Source organism: Clostridia bacterium (assembly GCA_026414765.1).
GTDB lineage: Bacteria > Bacillota > Clostridia > Acetivibrionales > DSM-27016 > SKW86.
The window spans coordinates 56752-73351 of record JAOAIJ010000023.1; the positions used below are offsets into that span (position 1 = coordinate 56752).

A 16600-nucleotide genomic window follows, 5' to 3' on the forward strand; every position below is an offset into this window, starting at 1 on the left:
AGGGTAAATGTACAAACTTATTGCTATTGATCTGGATGGGACACTACTAAATTCTAATAAACAGATATCGCAAAAGAATATAACCTATATAAAATATGCAATTGACAGGGGAATAAAAGTAATAATATGTTCCGGACGGATTTTTGCAGGTGCAAGGATTTTTGCCAAACAAATGTCTATAGCAGAACCTCTTATTGCTTGCAACGGAGCAATAATTAAAGATATGAATTCAGAGGAAGTTCTTTATTATAACTCCATGAATATAGGCGATTGCCTCAATGTAATAGATATGTGCCATGCTGAAAATGTGTATTTTCATATTTATATCGGTGACACAATGTACACGGAAAAACTGGAGTTCTCATCCTTGTTTTACTGGAATAAAAATAAAGAACTTTCTGAGGATGAAAAAGTAGACATAAAGTTGGTGGGCAATATAGAAAGGATTGTAGAAAACTGTAAAGCACCGGTTTCAAAGTTTGTCGTTATATCTGAAGACCTAAAACAGTTAAAGCGGATTAGAGAAAAGGTATGTACTCTTGACACCATTGAAGTAGTGAGTTCAAATTACAATAATTTTGAAGTTATGAACAATGGGGTAAACAAAGCAAATGCGCTAAAATTTCTAGCCGGAAAGATGGGAATAAAAAGGGAAGAAATAGTAGCTATCGGAGACAATGAAAATGATTATTCAATGATAGAGTACGCGGGATTTGGAGTAGCTATGGAAAATGCGGAAGAAAAAATAAAAAGTATTGCTGATTTTATTACACTGTCTAATGACCAGGATGGAGTAGCTCATATAATAAAAAAGATCGTATTATGATACGGTCTTTTTTTGTTTGTAAGTAAGCTAGGCAGGCACTCTTTTTATCTTCTTGCCTTGTTTCATATAAAAAAGTATTAATCTGTCAAGTTCCTGACTTGCTTTAAGTATATCCTCACAGCTGCCTTTCTCAATTACTTTGTATAATTTTTCTCTAAGAAATTCCAACTTGCTCACAACAAACCTCCAAAAATCATAAAACAAAATATTGCGTTATTCTTCATCTTTCTAACAATTTATGATAAAATAAGGAAATAAAGTATTATCTTATATAATAAAGCAACATTATGTTGCTGTCAATATTAAACAATTAATTATTCCTTGAATTTCTTCATAAAACAAGTAATAGTCAAATAACATAAATTTTTGGGGTGAAAATATTGTGACTTTTTCAACGGTACTAAAGCAGTTAAGAGAAGAGAGACAACTGTCCCAGAAAATTATAGCAGAATTTTTAGGAATTACACGGCAAGCTATTGCGTCATATGAGCTTGGTAAAAGGGAACCGGATTATGATATATTAAGAAAACTTGCCGATTATTTCGGAGTATCTGTAGATTATTTGCTGGGAAGATCCATATGCAAAGATGTTAATGCTGTGACAGTAGGCAGCAATATTATTCTGATAAAAGGTGGATTAACCTATAAGGAATTATCTGAAGCTATCAGCAGAAAAACCGGTACTTTAATCTACCATGACCTGCTTGAAAGTTACGCAAAAGGTGAAAAAATGCCATTTATTGGCACAATTAAGATTTTGGCCAGATACGCTGGCGTCCGTGAATCCTTTTTTTATACATATAATACGGAAGAAACACTGGAGGAAGAAAAAACACTTTATACGAGAGAAATGCAGTTGCTGGATTCAGATGAAGTAATGCAGCATCTGGCACTATTTGACAGAGATTTACTTCAGTGGATGGTTAACCAGGACAATATGAATTTTATTGAGCTGGCAAAAGAAATGCAGGAAAAGGGTGTGAAAATTGATACGTTGAAATCCCTTATTACAGATTTAGCGTGTGATAAGGCATTAAGTGAGTAAACATAATACAAATAAAAGTAACTTGGATATATTGAACGGCATATAATAAATATATAATATTGATAAAAGTATCAATTATGCTGGAGCAGAACAAACTATCTGTTTTGCTGAGCGGACAAGCAAATAAATTATTTCTGTGTTTGTCTCATTAAGATTATGGAGGGATTTGTATGGATTATAGACCATATGATCAAATGATGAATTATTATATGCCCAACTCACCTATGATGGGTAATCCAACAGAAAAGCTGGAAGATATGTACCCGGAAGTATACTATAGAATATATCCCAAAATCAAACAAATATGTATGTTGAAAGATACGGCTGACAATAAGGAAATGTATCCTTATCCGAGCAGGAGTACCGTTGAGAGAATGGTTGATGATATATATAGAGATACTATGATGGAAATGGGAGAGACTGAGGACGATCAGGAACAGATGGAAGAGCAAAGACAAGTACTTCCTTACGGATATGCTTATCCCGGATATACTTTTCCGGTATATGCCCCTCCAGTATATGGCTTTGGCGGCAGAAGAAGATTTCTCAGAGATCTTGTCGGCGTATTGTTGTTAAGAGAACTTCTTGGTAGAAGAGGATACTACTATTATTAATTACAAGAAAAGGGTCAGCTTAGTAAAGCTGGCCCTTTTCTTAAGTAAAGAGGAGTGATGTGCAATACTATCTGTTTTTTATGTAACAATCAAAATACTCTTTGTTCAATATTTCTTCACTCAAATCTTTATATGCAAGTTCTTCTGAAGTTATACACAATCCGGCACATATAGTAGCAAATCTTAGACATTCTTCTATAGATTTATTCTGTAAATATCCATATAGAAATCCTGAGAAAAAACTGTCTCCAGCTCCATTTGCATCCTTGTACCTATATTTGTCAATAATATCTGTCTGTATCCAGTCACCGCTTTCTGCAAGGCATGTTGCACCCTTTTTACCGTGTGTACATACTATGAGCTTTTTTCCTTTAGAATACAGATCTTTCATAACAGACTTGTAATCCGACATATTGTCAGAGCTCATGAATATATAGTCTGAAACGTTGATATAATCTTCATGATAACTGTTTTTACCGTCATAATCATGTAAATCCGTCCAAATAGGTTTGTTGTATTTTTTGCAAAGATTTATTAGTTTTTTTGTATAGCTGATTATATTTAGTACAATAATATCGCAGTCACGAATAATACTTTCAAGTCTGTCCAAATCCAGAGAGGGGCTATCGGAAGAGTTTGTAACAAAAATGGATATTCTGTTACCTTCTTCATCCATAATATTGATATGTCTCTCAGTTCCATTTGCGTCTATATCGTATATAAAATTTACTCCATTTGAGGTAAGGCTTTTTACAATTTTTTCACCATATATATCATTGCCTATAATTGAATGCAATACAGTAGGTACATTGAGTTTGGCAAGATTAAGGGCTTTTCCCGCTCCGGTTGATCCTAATGTTTCATTAAAGGATGCATAGTGTATTGTTTGTGGCTTTTGTTCAGGTAGATTCTTTAGGTGAACGATGGAGTCATAAGTTGTTCCTCCCAGTATAACAACTTTTTTCATTCTGCTTCCTCCTTTGGCATTTTGCTGGCAAGCTGAAATGCCAGATTTTTAATTGCATTTGATAATTCTTTATTTACAGGGTAAAGATCTTCTAAATATTCCAAAATGTAAATAGCCGACTGTGGGGATTTTTCGTATCCCTGAAGCATTTTGCCGAGGTGTTTTGAAAACCCGGGGTATTGCTTTTCGATTCTCCTATTATTACAGAATTTATCAGCATAGGATTCTGTTTTTATCTCGATCAGGTGGACTATGGACGTTAATTGGTTAACAGCATGATTTTCAATTAACCTTAACGCGGACAGTTTTTCCCCTCTGGCATATCTGCATAATCCAACGTATAGATTCGTTAAAGCTTCGTTTAAGGCAAAATCAATAGAATGATTTTTCACTTCCGGGATGATTTTGCTAGGCCTTGCTATATCATTATTGTTGTATGAACTGTATTTCCAAACTATTCTTCCTTCAGAATAAGGAATACCTTCCAGTTCTCTTTCTTCAAAAACTGCAAACTCCCCATAAATCCCGTCTTCAAACATGATCTTATAGCCGTTGTCAGTATTTTTGAAGGAATAAGTCAAATTATTAACATGACTTAGCCAGTCCAGGTTATCCAAAAGTCTCTGTTTGCATCCCTGTTTTGCAATAACAAAAAAGTCAAGGTCTGAGTAATCATCGATTCTTTCTGTTTCAATTCCGACAGACCCAAGCCCAAGCAGAGCCAATGCCTGATTTGTTAATTCAAGGGATTTCCCGATATCATCAAGTCTTTGCAGTAATAAATTTTTTCTTGACATAAATCACATCCTGACACAATAGACTTTTTTCAATTATTACTTTTGTTAACTTACATATGAGAATTTATTTACATTTAATGCTATTATAATTAAACTATAAGTTATATTTGCATAAAAGTCAATATGGATTCAATTATTATCTAATGCATATTGACCAGAAGAGATTTACGAATTATAATTGTTAGATAAGTATTAAGTTAGTGCTCTGTGTTAGTGAAATTATTCCTGGAATGGGTATAATGGGTTAACTTCAGTTTTGTTGGAGGATAGTATGAAAAGCAATATAAAAATATTGGTAAGTCCCCCCATGGAATTTTTGTATTCTCTTTTTGCTTTAGGAACAGATAAAAGTTTTTTTGAAATGGTCCGGAATTTTAACCTCGAACCAAACGAAGCTATTGTCGGTACACTAAATAACATGAGAAAAACTCTTTCACGCTATATACAGCAGGAATTGAAATACTTCTATGATTTGGGCGGACTGGGATATATACTTTATAAGTTCATAGTAGCAAATCCTGAGTTGAACAAGGTATATGAGATTTTGGAAAAGCTTAAGGAAGAAAATGCAGATGACCTGGTACTTAAAATTATTCAGAGTGTCTGTAAAAACACCCTTCCTAAGGAAGACTCTGAGGAGTATTTGGCATTAAAGGGGAACAGGGAAAATCTCCTTAAGTTACTGGACAATACCAAGTTTCAGGATGACCGGAGGAAGGATAGGGTAATCGAAGCTGTAGAAAATCCTGAAGAAATAAAACTACGTTTTTACCTTCTTTTATCCCAGTTTTATGAATGTAGTTTTAAACCTGTCGAAGGAGAGATTATAAAGCTGCTTGATAATCAGAAAGAGAAGTATGAAAAAATATTTAAAGAAGAGACAAATGATTTTTTGGAACAATACATAGGGATAGAATCCCTTAAGGATGACGGGGACATAATTATTCATATAAGCTTCTTCAAATACGTCAGCTGCCACAGCTATTCATCATATAGCCCTGCATTTGCGGATTGGTTTGTACTAGGCATATATTCGGATTTGCTGTTTGATGACTATATAATATCAGAAAAACTGGCTAATTTCTTTAAAGTGCTGTCTGATGTAAACAGAATAGAAATACTTAGGCTTTTGTCTGAACGCTCATGGTTTGGACAGGAACTGGCAGAGAAACTTAATATTTCTCCTCCTACGGTGTCCTATCATATTGGATTCTTGCAGCAAATGGGGCTTGTAAACTTCGAAAGAGCAGATAACAGGTTTTACTATTCACTTAACGAGGCAAAGTTAACAAAACCTCTCGAAGAGTTTAAAAGACTATTGGGTAAGAGATAGCAACAAACTATATTCTATATTTGAATTAATAAAAAGGATGACTCAAGCTGTGAGCCATCCTTTTTATTTGAGTTTATACTGCGCCTTCGCCTCTTTCACCGGTCCTTATCCTGACTACATCTTCAACATTATATATAAATATTTTCCCATCTCCCACCTCACCGGTTTTAGCTTCCTGGGAAACAAGCCTGAGGATATCTTCTACCTGATGCTCTTTTGCCACAATTTCAATCTTAATTTTGGGAAGAAGATTCAGGGTAACTTCCGTGCCTCTGTAAAACTCTTTTCTTCCTTTCTGCAAGCCACATCCCATAACCTGGCTTATGGTAAGACCATGAATATTGAATTTGTTGAGAGCTTCCTTGATTTCTTCCAGCTTACCCGGTCTGATAATAGCTTCAATCTTTTTCATTAAAACCCACCTTTCTTGTTATTAATTGTAAATCAGTGCTATATATAAACAACTTTATAGTGAATTCTGAAAAGCTGTTTATCCAAATACTCCATAAGAATTTGTAAAATCTTACGGTTATTAGCGAAAAGTGTAATTTGAGTTTCACAGTTGATTGGTTATATGAATCATAGTAGCTGCGATTTAGCCTCTTAACTTTCTCCGGGCTTACAGAGCGATACTCTGATCTGCTGTAAAATCAGGATAGGCATCTTCACCATGTTGAGCAGTATCCAAACCTTCTTCTTCATCTTTTTCTGAAACCCGTAGTTTTGTGAATACTGAAATTACTTTTAATATAGCAAATGTAAGAATTCCTGAGAATGCAATTGTCACTATTACGGATAATGCCTGGATTCCTAATTGTGTGAAGCCGCCACCCAGCAATAATCCCTTATGCTGTGCAAATGAGTTTATGGATGGATCAGAGAAGAGGCCTGTTGCAAGAGCTCCCCAGATACCTCCTATGCCATGACAACCGAAAGCATCAAGGGAATCATCATAACCGAGCTTAGCTTTTACTACGCTGATTGCGAAGTAGCATATAGGACTTACCAGCAAACCGATTATTACGGCAGGCAATACACCGACGAAACCTGCAGCGGGAGTTATGGCTACCAGTCCTACTACAGCACCTGTTGCTGCACCTAGAAGTGTTGGCTTACCGTGATGTACCCATTCAACAACCACCCATGATAAGAGAGCAGCAGCTGCTGCCGTGTTTGTTGTAACCAAAGCATTTACTGCAAGACCGTTCGCTGATAAGGCACTTCCTGCATTGAAGCCGAACCATCCGAACCATAGCAAAGCTGCTCCTATAAGCACGAAAGGTATGTTGTGCGGAATCATTGGTACCGTCCTGTATCCTTTACGTTTACCTAAGACAAGTGCTGCAGTAAGACCTGCAATGCCTGAGCTTATATGAACTACGGTACCACCTGCAAAGTCAAGTGCACCCATCTTCCCAAGCCATCCGCCGGAACCCCATACCCAGTGGGCTAAAGGGTCATATACAAAGGTTGCCCAAACCAGTATGAATGCAAGAAAAGCGGGGAAGCGCATTCTTTCTGCGAAAGATCCGGTAATCAAAGCCGGTGTTATTATTGCAAACATCAGCTGGTACATAGCAAAAGCGCCATGAGGTATTGTGGCTGCATAACCGGAAGGATCTGCTCCAACACCTTTGAATCCGAGGAAATCAAGGTTTCCGAAGAGACCGTTGAATGCATCGGGACCAAAAGCTATACTATAACCTACCAGAACCCACTGGACTGATATCAACCCGATTATTACAAACGAATTCATCATTGTGTTCAAAACATTTTTCTTTCTAACCATACCACCATAAAACAATGCAAGACCGGGTGTCATAATAAATACCAGGGCAGTACAAATAATATTGAATGTTGTATCACCGCTGTCGATTTTTGATTCACCTTCTGCGAAAGCTGCAACAGGTATACAAACGATAAATAATAACATGATTATTGAGTATAATTTTTTCTTCATTGTTCGATTCCTCCATTTTCTTAATGAACCTTGTCGGGTTCTGTTTTATAGTTTTATTTCCTTTGGCACTTTAAAGGACTTACTGTGTCTATAAGCACCTTTAGCTAAGATTTTGGAATTATCGACTTTGATAATATTGGTTGATAAACTAAAAAATCCGTTTAGTACTTGCGTATTGGAGCTCCAGCACGAAATCGCTTCAATGAGATTCGTGAGTCAACAAAGTTGAACTGGCAGCAGATGGTTATTTCTTGTAAGAAAAACCAAAAAGGCGCATTATTAAGAGTATACAAACTTCTAAAGAGTGCAATCTCTTAATAAGCGCCTTCACTTATTTTTCAACTTTATTTACTTTAGACTTATTATAACATTGACTATGTAAAAATGCAATATTATTTATATATAAATTCATAAAATTTTCTTGTAAGTTAATCGTGTATACTCATATTTGACATTGTATCTATTCTTTGCAATTATTTCGAATGTGGTAGCATTTGCAAATATGAAAGTTCTAGAATATAAACTTGCATTTTTGAAATCAATATGATAACATAATCAATATAAGCGTGGATGATTTTGAAAGCAACATAAAAATGATCATGCATTTATAAGGTATATAAAATCCATATTGACAGATTATAGATTTAAAATTATATTTATGAATATAATTAACCATATACCAAATATTTAGTAATGGGTAACACAAATAAATTGTAAGTTTTTTAAAACTGGACTAAAAGCAGATGTATATATAACAGACAATGGGGTCTTTCACTACGGGCAGGGTTGGCTTGTGGTTGAGAGACTTTTTTCTAATTCTATTGGCAAACTAGCAATAGTATCTTTGTTATAGAGGCATTGAAAGGCAGGTACTTACAGTGGCTGGTGAAAAATATATCGTAGCAACAGCTGAAAATCCAATACAGATAAGTGTCCGTAACATACTTAACCCTGAGGGATATGGCTTCTTAGGTAATTGCAGTGACTCAATTTCACTTATAAGATTAGTCAGGAGTTACAATCCTGATTTTGTTGTCGTAGATATGAATCTGCAGCTGCGGGAATTGAGGGGTATACTTGAAACCATTGATGAAGAGATGCTGTGTGCTTGTATTATTATTGGGGATTATAAAGATGTGGAAATTGTGAGTTTGCTGGAAAAGTCAAAAGTTATGTCGTATTGTCCGAAACCATTAAACAGGGATGTTTTATTGCACGTTGCCGAAATGGCAAATATGAGCTACAGAAGGATTTACGATCTGAGCAAAAAACTCAGAGAAATGACAGAGAGTTATGAAAGCCGTAAGGTAGTGGAGCGTGCGAAGTGGATTCTTATGGAGCGGGATGGCATGACAGAAAATGAAGCATACGAGAGAATGAGAAAGAAAAGTATGGATAACAGGATGTCGATGAAATCAATAGCAGAAGCAATAATATTTACTTATGAAATAACAAACAAATAGTGCTATAAAAATAAATCAGCTGCTGGCATATGCCGGCAGCTGATTTATTTTTTACTTAACCTGCCCAGCTGCTTGATTTCATATGCTTCAGGTAATTAATAAGTCTGGTAAAAAGAATTAATAGTTAATTTATGGAACTATATGCAGGAAACTGCGTCTAATAATGTTGTTTTTTACTTTTGGTGGTAATAGTTGGGGGGTGAAATATTGGGGGGTATTATAGAAATTAACGGTGCCAGAAAGGTTTACAGAGTGGGGAATGAGAAGATTGTTGCATTGGACAAGATAGATTTATCCATAGAAAAGGGAGAATTCTGTTGTCTCCTTGGTACATCCGGTTCAGGTAAGTCAACACTTCTGAATCTTATGGCAGGACTTGAAAAGCCTACTAAAGGGCAAATAAAGGTAAAAAACGAATACATAGAAAAATTGAATGAAAAAAAGCTTGCGGTGTTTAGACAAAACAACATCGGATTTGTATTCCAGTCTTACAACTTGTTGCCTACTTTAACTGCTTTGGAAAACGTAAGCCTGCCCCTGGCATTCAAGGGAGTTCCCAGATTAGTCAGGGATAAAAAGGCAAAAGCGATGTTGGAGGCCGTAGGACTGACTTCGCAGCTTAAGAGAAAGCCGTCGCAGATGAGTGGTGGGCAGCAGCAGAGAGTAGGTATTGCGAGGGCATTTGTTGGTAGGCCGGAAATTGTTTTTGCAGATGAACCTACAGGAAATCTTGATTCCAAAACAACTAAAGAGGTAATGGAGCTTATCACCTCAATGGCACGTACATATAATCAGACGCTTATTATTGTCACTCATGACATGACCATTGCTTCTTATGCTGATAAGATTGTGCATATATTGGATGGAAATATAGAAAAGATAGAAATGAATTACAAATATTCAAGGGGGACAACTCTATGAGGAGAATCAGAGCATGCGCTTTTATATTGGCATTGATAGTTTTATTTGCAGGTAATATATATGCCGAAGCGGCACAGGGCGATTCAGGACCAATAATAATCAATGTGGACGCGGGAGACGTTAAGCCATTATTGAACATAGTACCCGGAACTTCTATTCCGGTATTATACGCAGGTGATACTGTCACGCTTACACTTCCGGTAAAAAACAGCAGTACCCATGATGCAAAAAATATCACTGTAACACTGGATTCCGGGGGGAAATCAGATTTTCCTTTTGTATATGATGAACTAGGCTTGGCAAAAAAGGTAGATAAAATAATCAGCAATCAAACTGTAAACGTAGTGTTTGAACTGGATGTAGACCAGTATGCTACTGAGGGCAGGCACGTGATAAAGCTTAATTATTCTTATTCTAATATAATGGGTAATGACTATACCTCATCTGAACTTATAAGTGTAAAGATAATAAATAATAATGCGCCTCCGAAACTGACAGTAAGCAATATAGCTTTCAGTACAGAAAAAGTGATACCGGGACAAAAGGTTAATGCGAATTTTAAGCTCAAAAATTTGGGTACATTGGAAGCTAAGGATATTAAGATCACCCTGAACGGTTTGAAAAATGAAGGATTTACGATAGATAATTTCACCGATACCAAATACCTATCAGAAATCAAGGGACAATCGGAAGCTTATGTTATATATACACTGGTACCATCTAAGAATATTACAGGTGGAACTCATACCCTGGAACTTAAAATGGAGTATAAGGATAATAAGAACAAAGCATACACTGAAGTCAGCCAGGTATTTATTCCGGTTACAGGGAAGGCTGAAGAGGGTAAAGCTTCATTGATGTTCGAAGAAATTCAATATCCTGTGAATTCACTTGAACCAGGTAGTGACTTTCCTCTTAGCTTTAAAATAACAAATAACGGTAATGGAAAAGCACAAAATATCAAAATATGGCTTACAACAGATAAAGAAATAATTTCGAAATCCCTAAGCACAATTGCTATTGATACCCTAGATAAAGGGCAGACAAAAAAGGTGGAGTTCAAGCTAAGTGCTGTTTCCGATGCAGCAACGAAAAACTACCCTGTAGCAATAAATATGGAATATGATGAGACACGGGATGATAAGGTTCAGAAGAATAACTTGACTCAATATATAGGGATATATATTGAGAATAATACAGTGGGAAAATCCGTTCCCAAAATCATTGTAAGCAAGTACAGCTTCGAGCCGGTGCAGGTAAAGGCAGGAGAAAACTTCAGGCTGAAGCTGCATTTTCTAAACACCAACAGGTCAATACCTACAAGTAACATAAAAATTTCATTATCATCAGATGACGGTACCTTTCAGCCTGTAAATTCCAGCAATACTTTCTATATAGAAGGTATTGCTCCGAAAGCTGTTGTTGGCAAGGAAATCACCTTTAGTACCAAACCTGATGTAACAGCAAAACCTTACATATTGACAGTAAATTATGAATATGAAGATGATAAGGGAAATCCGTATACTGCAAAAGATGTGATCAGCATACCTGTCCTTCAGGTTCTAAGACTGGTTACGGGTGAAGTAGCAGTATCGTCTGAGGCGTTTGCGGGACAGCCGGTACCGGTGACAGCCGAATTCTTCAATATGGGTAAATCAACACTTTATAACCTGATGATCAAAGCAGAAGGAGATTTTCAGGTTCAAGGCTCCGGATATTTCGTAGGTAATTTCGAACCTGGAAAGAGCGATGTGTTTGATACTACTCTTATTCCCAATAAGGTAGGGGGAGCAAAGGGAAATATAGTATTCTCTTTTGAAGATGCTTCAGGAAAGCAGACAATTATTAAAAAAGAGTTTACTATGAATATAATGGAAATGCCGAAGCAGCCGGGTATTGATGGAGAGATTCCTGGAGTTCCACCGGCTGCTGAGTCAGGGAAAAAAGGTGTTAAGCCAATATACCTTATTGCCGGAGGAGCAGGGGCTGCTATTATTATTCTGATACTAATAATTGTTCTGCGCAAGAAAATCAAAGCAAGGAAGGAATTGACTTTGGATGAATAGTCTTGATCTGATTAGAATGGGCTTAAGAAACCTGCTCAGGCGCAAAACCCGTACAATTCTGACTGTATTGGGTGTAGTTATAGGAACTGCGGCAATTGTTGTCATGCTTTCTCTAGGGATAGGAATGAATGAGAGCTTTAACCGTGAAATGCAAAAAATGGGCAGTCTCAATATAATAAACGTAAATAATTATCGGATGCCTGAAGGTGACTCAGGTATCATGCAGGGGCCCATACAGACAGGGGTGCTTGATGATAAGGCTGTTGCCAAGATGGCCCAGCTCGAAGGTGTAGAAGCTGTTACACCTTTGTTTGAAGCATATCCTAAATTCGTATCGGGCAAGTATGTGGCTTTTGGGCAGCTAATAGGAATTGATACAAGAGTGATGAAGGAGTTTGAATTTAAAATTGATCAGGGAAGCTTATTGCAGGCCGGAGAAAGTAATACTGTAGTTTTTGGCTGTAATATGGCACAGAACTTTTATAACCCGAAATCCCGGGGAGGCTTCAACATGTACATGGGTATGCCAGGACAAAAACCTCCGGTTGATGTCATGAATGACAAGATGCTTCTGACCTTTGACATGAGTTATGGAGAAAGGCAGCCTATGGGAGCAGTACAGGATCAAACTGTAAAAAAGCCGGCCAAATTGTATAAAATAAAGGTTGCAGGTCTTCTTGCCCAATCTAATGATGAAAAAGATTACTGTGCATATATGGATATCAATCAGTTGAAAAAGCTGGTAAAGGAGTTTGAGAAAAGCCAGGGTAACCAGGGGGGGCGGGGGATTAGCCAGAGTCAGCAAGGATATCAAAGAGTAATGGTGAAGGTTTCAGACATAGAAGATGTAGAGATGGTGCAAAATAAGATAAAGCAAATGGGTTATGGCACGTATAGCCTTTCTGATATTAGAAAATCAATGCAAAAGCAGGCAAACACCATACAGATGGTACTCGGAGGCATTGGAGCTATTTCTTTGCTTATTGCTGCACTGGGTATTACAAACACAATGATAATGTCTATTTATGAAAGAACCAGAGAGATTGGTGTGATGAAAGTATTGGGGTGCATGTTGGGAGATGTCAGAAGACTGTTTCTTTTTGAAGCCGGTATGATTGGTTTTATTGGAGGGCTTGTGGGTATCGTTTTCAGTTATGGGGCTTCTTCGCTGCTCAATTATGTAGGCTCAGGTTTTATGAATAGGGGAGGCCCGCCTATGGGGGGGAATCCTGAACCGAATCACATTTCCGTAATTCCGGTCTGGCTGGCTCTGACATCTATTGTTTTTGCTGTAATCATAGGCCTGGTTTCCGGCTTCTATCCTGCAAGAAGGGCGATGAAACTGAGTGCATTGGAGGCAATAAGGACTGAGTAAAAGCTTTTATATTTGACAAGATCAATATTTAGTTAGATAATATAAATCTAAAGCGTGATTTTGAAAGGATTGATGAAAGTGCTTGAATTAGAACAATACAAGCTTGAGATTGAGGGAATGAAGAAAGACTTGGACGAAATGGGGGCTTCACTTTGACATCCCCAGACTGAGTGAACAAATAGAGGAGTTGGAACAGAAGGCAGCAGAGCCGGGTTTTTGGGATGATATTGAGAACTCTCAGAAGGTTTTACAGAAAACAAAAGGACTTAAGACAAAGGTAGAAAAATTTCAGAGTCTTGAAGCCAAGTGGGAAGACCTGGTTACATTGTGTGAATTGGGTATAGAGGAACAGGATGAAAGCATCATACCTGAAGTCGGAGAAAGTCTGAAAGAGTATAAAGACGGATTTGAGAAACTCAGGCTTGAAACACTTTTAACTGGCCAGTATGACAAGAATAATGCAATACTCACATTGCATGCAGGGGCAGGCGGAACTGAGGCTCAGGATTGGGTACAGATGCTGTTGAGGATGTATACGCGGTGGTGTGAGGAAAAGGGTTATACGGTCAAAACCTTGGATTTTCTTGATGGGGATGAAGCCGGTATAAAAAGTGTAACCATACATGTGATAGGTGAGAATGTATATGGGTATCTCAAGTCAGAAAAGGGTGTACACAGACTAGTTAGGATTTCTCCCTTTGATGCATCTGGAAGAAGGCATACATCCTTTGCCTCTCTTGATGTAATGCCTGAGCTTGATGACGATATTGAGATAGATATAAGCCCTGATGATTTAAAGGTCGATACCTACCGTGCCAGTGGTGCAGGTGGGCAGCATATTAACAAAACAGAATCGGCTGTAAGAATTACACATATTCCAACCGGAGTAGTAGTAGCCTGCCAGACTGAACGTTCACAGTTTCAGAACAGGGATACTGCTATGAAAATGCTGAAAGCTAAATTGTTGGAATTGAAAGAACGGGAGCAAAAGGAAAAAATAGAAGATTTGAAGGGTATACAAATGGATATAGCATGGGGAAGCCAGATAAGATCGTATGTATTTTGTCCTTATACCCTTGTAAAGGATCATAGAACTAACTATGAAGAAGGTAATGTAAATGCAGTAATGGATGGAAAGTTGGACGGTTTCATAAACTCATATCTTGCTGCAGGCTTAAACAGCAAATAGTGGTATAAAAAAAGGAAGCTTGATTTTCAAGCTTCCTTATGTTTTATCATTATTGATTGGGATGCAGACTATAAATTCCGTGCCTTTGCCTAATTCACTTATTACCCTTATCTCTCCTTCATGTTTCTGTATTATGTTCTGACAGATAGAAAGCCCAAGGCCCATACCGATACCTGCACCTTTTGTAGAGAAACCCGAATCGAATATTTTTGGTATGTCTTCTCCTTTAATCCCGCATCCTGTGTCTCTTATGCTTATATATGCCTGATTTTCATCAGCATAGGTTTTAATGAAAATATCGCCTTTTTCTTCTATTGATTGTATAGCGTTTACCATTATATTCATAATTACCTGGTTCAGAAGTCCAGGGAAGCATTTTACCATCCTTGAGTTTTCATAATCCTCATGAATTGTAATTTTCTTTTTCCAGAGATTTGAAGTAAGTATAAGAACACTCCTTATACCCTCGTGTATATCCGTTTCCTGAAACTCAGCCTGGTCAAGTCTTGAGAAGGTTTTCAGGCTTTTGATTATTTCTCCCACCCTTTGGCAGGCCATAACGCTTATGCTGTTAGTTTCCTTCATTTGGTCTATCTGTTCTGACAGCTCTTCATTGGATTTGATTACATCATTTTCGCTCAGCATGTTTATAAACATGTCACATATCTGGACATTACTGTTTATAGCACCTAAAGGGGTATTTATCTCATGGGTGATGGCAGCAGTCAGCTGCCCGATGGAAGCCATGTTTTCACTTTGTACAAGCATGGATTGGGTTTCCTCAATCTGCCTTTTTGATTCGATCAACTCTTCGTTTTGTGCTTCTAGTTCATCATTCTGATTTTCAAGAACTTTTTTCTGATCCTCCAGAAGTCTGCTGTATTCTTTCATTTTGTTCATTATGCGATTGGTTGAATCTGCAATGGATTCAATTTCTCGAAGAGGCCGCTTGAGAACTATCTGCTTGTCGGTTTGGTTCTGGAAATCTTCGTTTGCTATTGCCATAATCTTTTCATCCAACTGAATCAATGGATTTGTTATTGGGGCAGTAAGAATCTTATTTATAATGTTTGCAATAATAAGAGCTACGATGCCGGAAATGACGATTCCTATAAGCAGCGCTATTACTACAAAAAGAATAAACTCAGAATTGATTCCTGTTAGGACGCTTCCTATAACGATCCCTTTGGAATCCTTGAGAGGGTAGGAGACTTCAGTATGGGAATAGTAATCAAGAAGCTTTTCGATAATCCAGCCATCCTTCTTTTTTGTGGCGCCTGCAGGAGCTCCCGGTTTCGGAAGTTTGTCCCTGTTGCTGTGATCCACACCTATATCCAACACTTTATCTCCTATGGTTATTCGGGTATAAATGGCACTTTTCATATTGAAGATAGGAATGGAATTGTTGCTGCCAGGTCCGAATGCTATATCTATTGTAGTTTTTTCCTTCTGGGGAATCGAAAGCTGTATACCGGTAATAGGTTTATCATTAGGGTTATTATGCTGCATTACATCAACGGATTTTTGCACTTCCATTATGTACCTGGCCCATTCCTGAGCGTTGCTGGAATTTGGGTCAAACTCCTCTAGACCCTTTATGCCCATCTGCTTATAAAAGTAGCTTTGATCCATGCTTTTAGCTATGGTTTTACAATAAAGCTCAGCTATAGAAACAGCTTCAGTTTTTGACATTTGAATACTCAGGAAGATGATAATACCTCCGAATATCAGGACAGTTAAAAATATACACAAAGAAACTACTCTTTGTATTCTCTTCTTTAAAGTTCTTTTGTTGGTCTTTTTCCCCAAGATATACACCGACCCCTCGAAAGATGATGTTAATTCAATTGACATATTCTCTTATAATTATATAAATTATATCACTTATCGACAGGTTTTTACAGCGAAATATACGATAATATGTCAACTTTGCTTTGTTTTTTAATGAAGTATATGGTAAAATTGTAGTAACAGTTCAAGATATTATGCACTGAATGTATTTGCATATCTACCGTTTGTTGAGATATATTCCGTATAATAATCC

The 16600-nt window shown here is 37.2% G+C and carries 15 protein-coding genes; 9 read left to right on the plus strand and 6 right to left on the minus strand.

All coding sequences use genetic code 11. The features are described 5' to 3' along the window. Window positions 1-7 precede the first annotated feature (7 nt). Window positions 8-826, plus strand: coding sequence for a Cof-type HAD-IIB family hydrolase (locus N3I35_09875; protein ID MCX8130394.1), 819 nt, complete (start codon window positions 8-10; stop codon window positions 824-826). Between the two features lie 27 nt (window positions 827-853). Here N3I35_09875 and N3I35_09880 read toward each other — a convergent pair whose 3' ends face one another. After that, window positions 854-1003, minus strand: a complete 150-nt coding sequence (locus N3I35_09880; protein MCX8130395.1) for an aspartyl-phosphate phosphatase Spo0E family protein — start codon at window positions 1001-1003, stop codon at window positions 854-856. A gap of 205 nt (window positions 1004-1208) precedes the next feature. Here N3I35_09880 and N3I35_09885 point away from each other — a divergent pair, with 205 nt between their 5' ends. Beyond that, window positions 1209-1871 (plus strand): helix-turn-helix domain-containing protein, encoded by a 663-nt coding sequence (locus N3I35_09885; GenBank protein MCX8130396.1) that lies wholly within the window; start codon window positions 1209-1211, stop codon window positions 1869-1871. A gap of 170 nt (window positions 1872-2041) precedes the next feature. Further along, window positions 2042-2485: a hypothetical protein gene (locus N3I35_09890; GenBank protein MCX8130397.1), complete on the plus strand. Its 444-nt coding sequence runs from the start codon at window positions 2042-2044 to the stop codon at window positions 2483-2485. Between the two features lie 67 nt (window positions 2486-2552). On the opposite strand, the gene N3I35_09895 is transcribed toward N3I35_09890, so the two are convergent. Both N3I35_09895 and N3I35_09900 read right to left on the minus strand, forming a co-directional pair. Beyond that, window positions 2553-3452: a carbohydrate kinase family protein gene (locus N3I35_09895; GenBank protein ID MCX8130398.1), complete on the minus strand. Its 900-nt coding sequence runs from the start codon at window positions 3450-3452 to the stop codon at window positions 2553-2555. Continuing rightward, window positions 3449-4249: a hypothetical protein gene (locus N3I35_09900; protein ID MCX8130399.1), complete on the minus strand. Its 801-nt coding sequence runs from the start codon at window positions 4247-4249 to the stop codon at window positions 3449-3451. Before N3I35_09900 ends, N3I35_09895 begins: the two co-directional genes overlap by 4 nt. Before the next feature lie 271 nt (window positions 4250-4520). Between N3I35_09900 and N3I35_09905 the strand changes: the two genes are divergently transcribed. After that, a complete protein-coding gene (locus N3I35_09905) occupies window positions 4521-5582 on the plus strand; it encodes a metalloregulator ArsR/SmtB family transcription factor (protein ID MCX8130400.1) in 1062 nt (353 codons plus the stop codon). A 73-nt stretch (window positions 5583-5655) separates the two neighbouring features. Here N3I35_09905 and N3I35_09910 read toward each other — a convergent pair whose 3' ends face one another. Further along, entirely contained in the window at window positions 5656-5994 is a 339-nt protein-coding gene (locus N3I35_09910; GenBank protein ID MCX8130401.1) for a P-II family nitrogen regulator, read from the minus strand. Between the two features lie 207 nt (window positions 5995-6201). Then, window positions 6202-7542: an ammonium transporter gene (locus N3I35_09915; protein MCX8130402.1), complete on the minus strand. Its 1341-nt coding sequence runs from the start codon at window positions 7540-7542 to the stop codon at window positions 6202-6204. Window positions 7543-8420: 878 nt separating this feature from the next. Here N3I35_09915 and N3I35_09920 point away from each other — a divergent pair. From N3I35_09920 to prfB, 5 genes are all read left to right on the plus strand, one after another. Beyond that, window positions 8421-9005 (plus strand): ANTAR domain-containing protein, encoded by a 585-nt coding sequence (locus N3I35_09920; GenBank protein ID MCX8130403.1) that lies wholly within the window; start codon window positions 8421-8423, stop codon window positions 9003-9005. Between the two features lie 207 nt (window positions 9006-9212). Beyond that, the gene (locus N3I35_09925) at window positions 9213-9926 is read left to right on the plus strand and encodes an ABC transporter ATP-binding protein (protein MCX8130404.1); all 714 of its coding nucleotides are present in this window, start codon (window positions 9213-9215) and stop codon (window positions 9924-9926) included. Continuing rightward, on the plus strand, window positions 9923-11992 hold the full coding sequence (locus N3I35_09930) for a hypothetical protein (protein ID MCX8130405.1): 2070 nt from the start codon (window positions 9923-9925) through the stop codon (window positions 11990-11992). The genes N3I35_09925 and N3I35_09930 overlap by 4 nt, the downstream gene beginning before the upstream one ends. Next, window positions 11985-13367, plus strand: coding sequence for an ABC transporter permease (locus tag N3I35_09935; GenBank protein ID MCX8130406.1), 1383 nt, complete (start codon window positions 11985-11987; stop codon window positions 13365-13367). Before N3I35_09930 ends, N3I35_09935 begins: the two co-directional genes overlap by 8 nt. 78 nt (window positions 13368-13445) lie before the next feature. Continuing rightward, window positions 13446-14556, plus strand: a protein-coding gene (gene prfB, locus N3I35_09940) for a peptide chain release factor 2 (GenBank protein ID MCX8130407.1) whose coding sequence is annotated in 2 segments (ribosomal slippage) — window positions 13446-13520 and window positions 13522-14556 — 1110 coding nt in all. Because the reading frame shifts where the segments join, the coding sequence is not laid out codon by codon here. A 36-nt stretch (window positions 14557-14592) separates the two neighbouring features. Here prfB and N3I35_09945 read toward each other — a convergent pair. Continuing rightward, window positions 14593-16248, minus strand: coding sequence for an ATP-binding protein (locus N3I35_09945; protein MCX8130408.1), 1656 nt, complete (start codon window positions 16246-16248; stop codon window positions 14593-14595). Window positions 16249-16600 lie beyond the last annotated feature (352 nt).

Excerpts from the sequence above, each read along its gene's own strand:
- N3I35_09945 (MCX8130408.1), bottom strand. The coding sequence starts at position 16,248 with ATGTCAAAAACTGAAGCTGTTTCTATAGCTGAGCTTTATTGTAAAACC.
- N3I35_09875 (MCX8130394.1), top strand. The coding sequence starts at position 8 with ATGTACAAACTTATTGCTATTGATCTGGATGGGACACTACTAAATTCT.
- N3I35_09910 (MCX8130401.1), bottom strand. The coding sequence starts at position 5,994 with ATGAAAAAGATTGAAGCTATTATCAGACCGGGTAAGCTGGAAGAAATC.
- N3I35_09895 (MCX8130398.1), bottom strand. The coding sequence starts at position 3,452 with ATGAAAAAAGTTGTTATACTGGGAGGAACAACTTATGACTCCATCGTT.
- N3I35_09915 (MCX8130402.1), bottom strand. The coding sequence starts at position 7,542 with ATGAAGAAAAAATTATACTCAATAATCATGTTATTATTTATCGTTTGT.
- N3I35_09930 (MCX8130405.1), top strand. The coding sequence starts at position 9,923 with ATGAGGAGAATCAGAGCATGCGCTTTTATATTGGCATTGATAGTTTTA.
- N3I35_09905 (MCX8130400.1), top strand. The coding sequence starts at position 4,521 with ATGAAAAGCAATATAAAAATATTGGTAAGTCCCCCCATGGAATTTTTG.
- N3I35_09890 (MCX8130397.1), top strand. The coding sequence starts at position 2,042 with ATGGATTATAGACCATATGATCAAATGATGAATTATTATATGCCCAAC.
- N3I35_09900 (MCX8130399.1), bottom strand. The coding sequence starts at position 4,249 with ATGTCAAGAAAAAATTTATTACTGCAAAGACTTGATGATATCGGGAAA.
- N3I35_09935 (MCX8130406.1), top strand. The coding sequence starts at position 11,985 with ATGAATAGTCTTGATCTGATTAGAATGGGCTTAAGAAACCTGCTCAGG.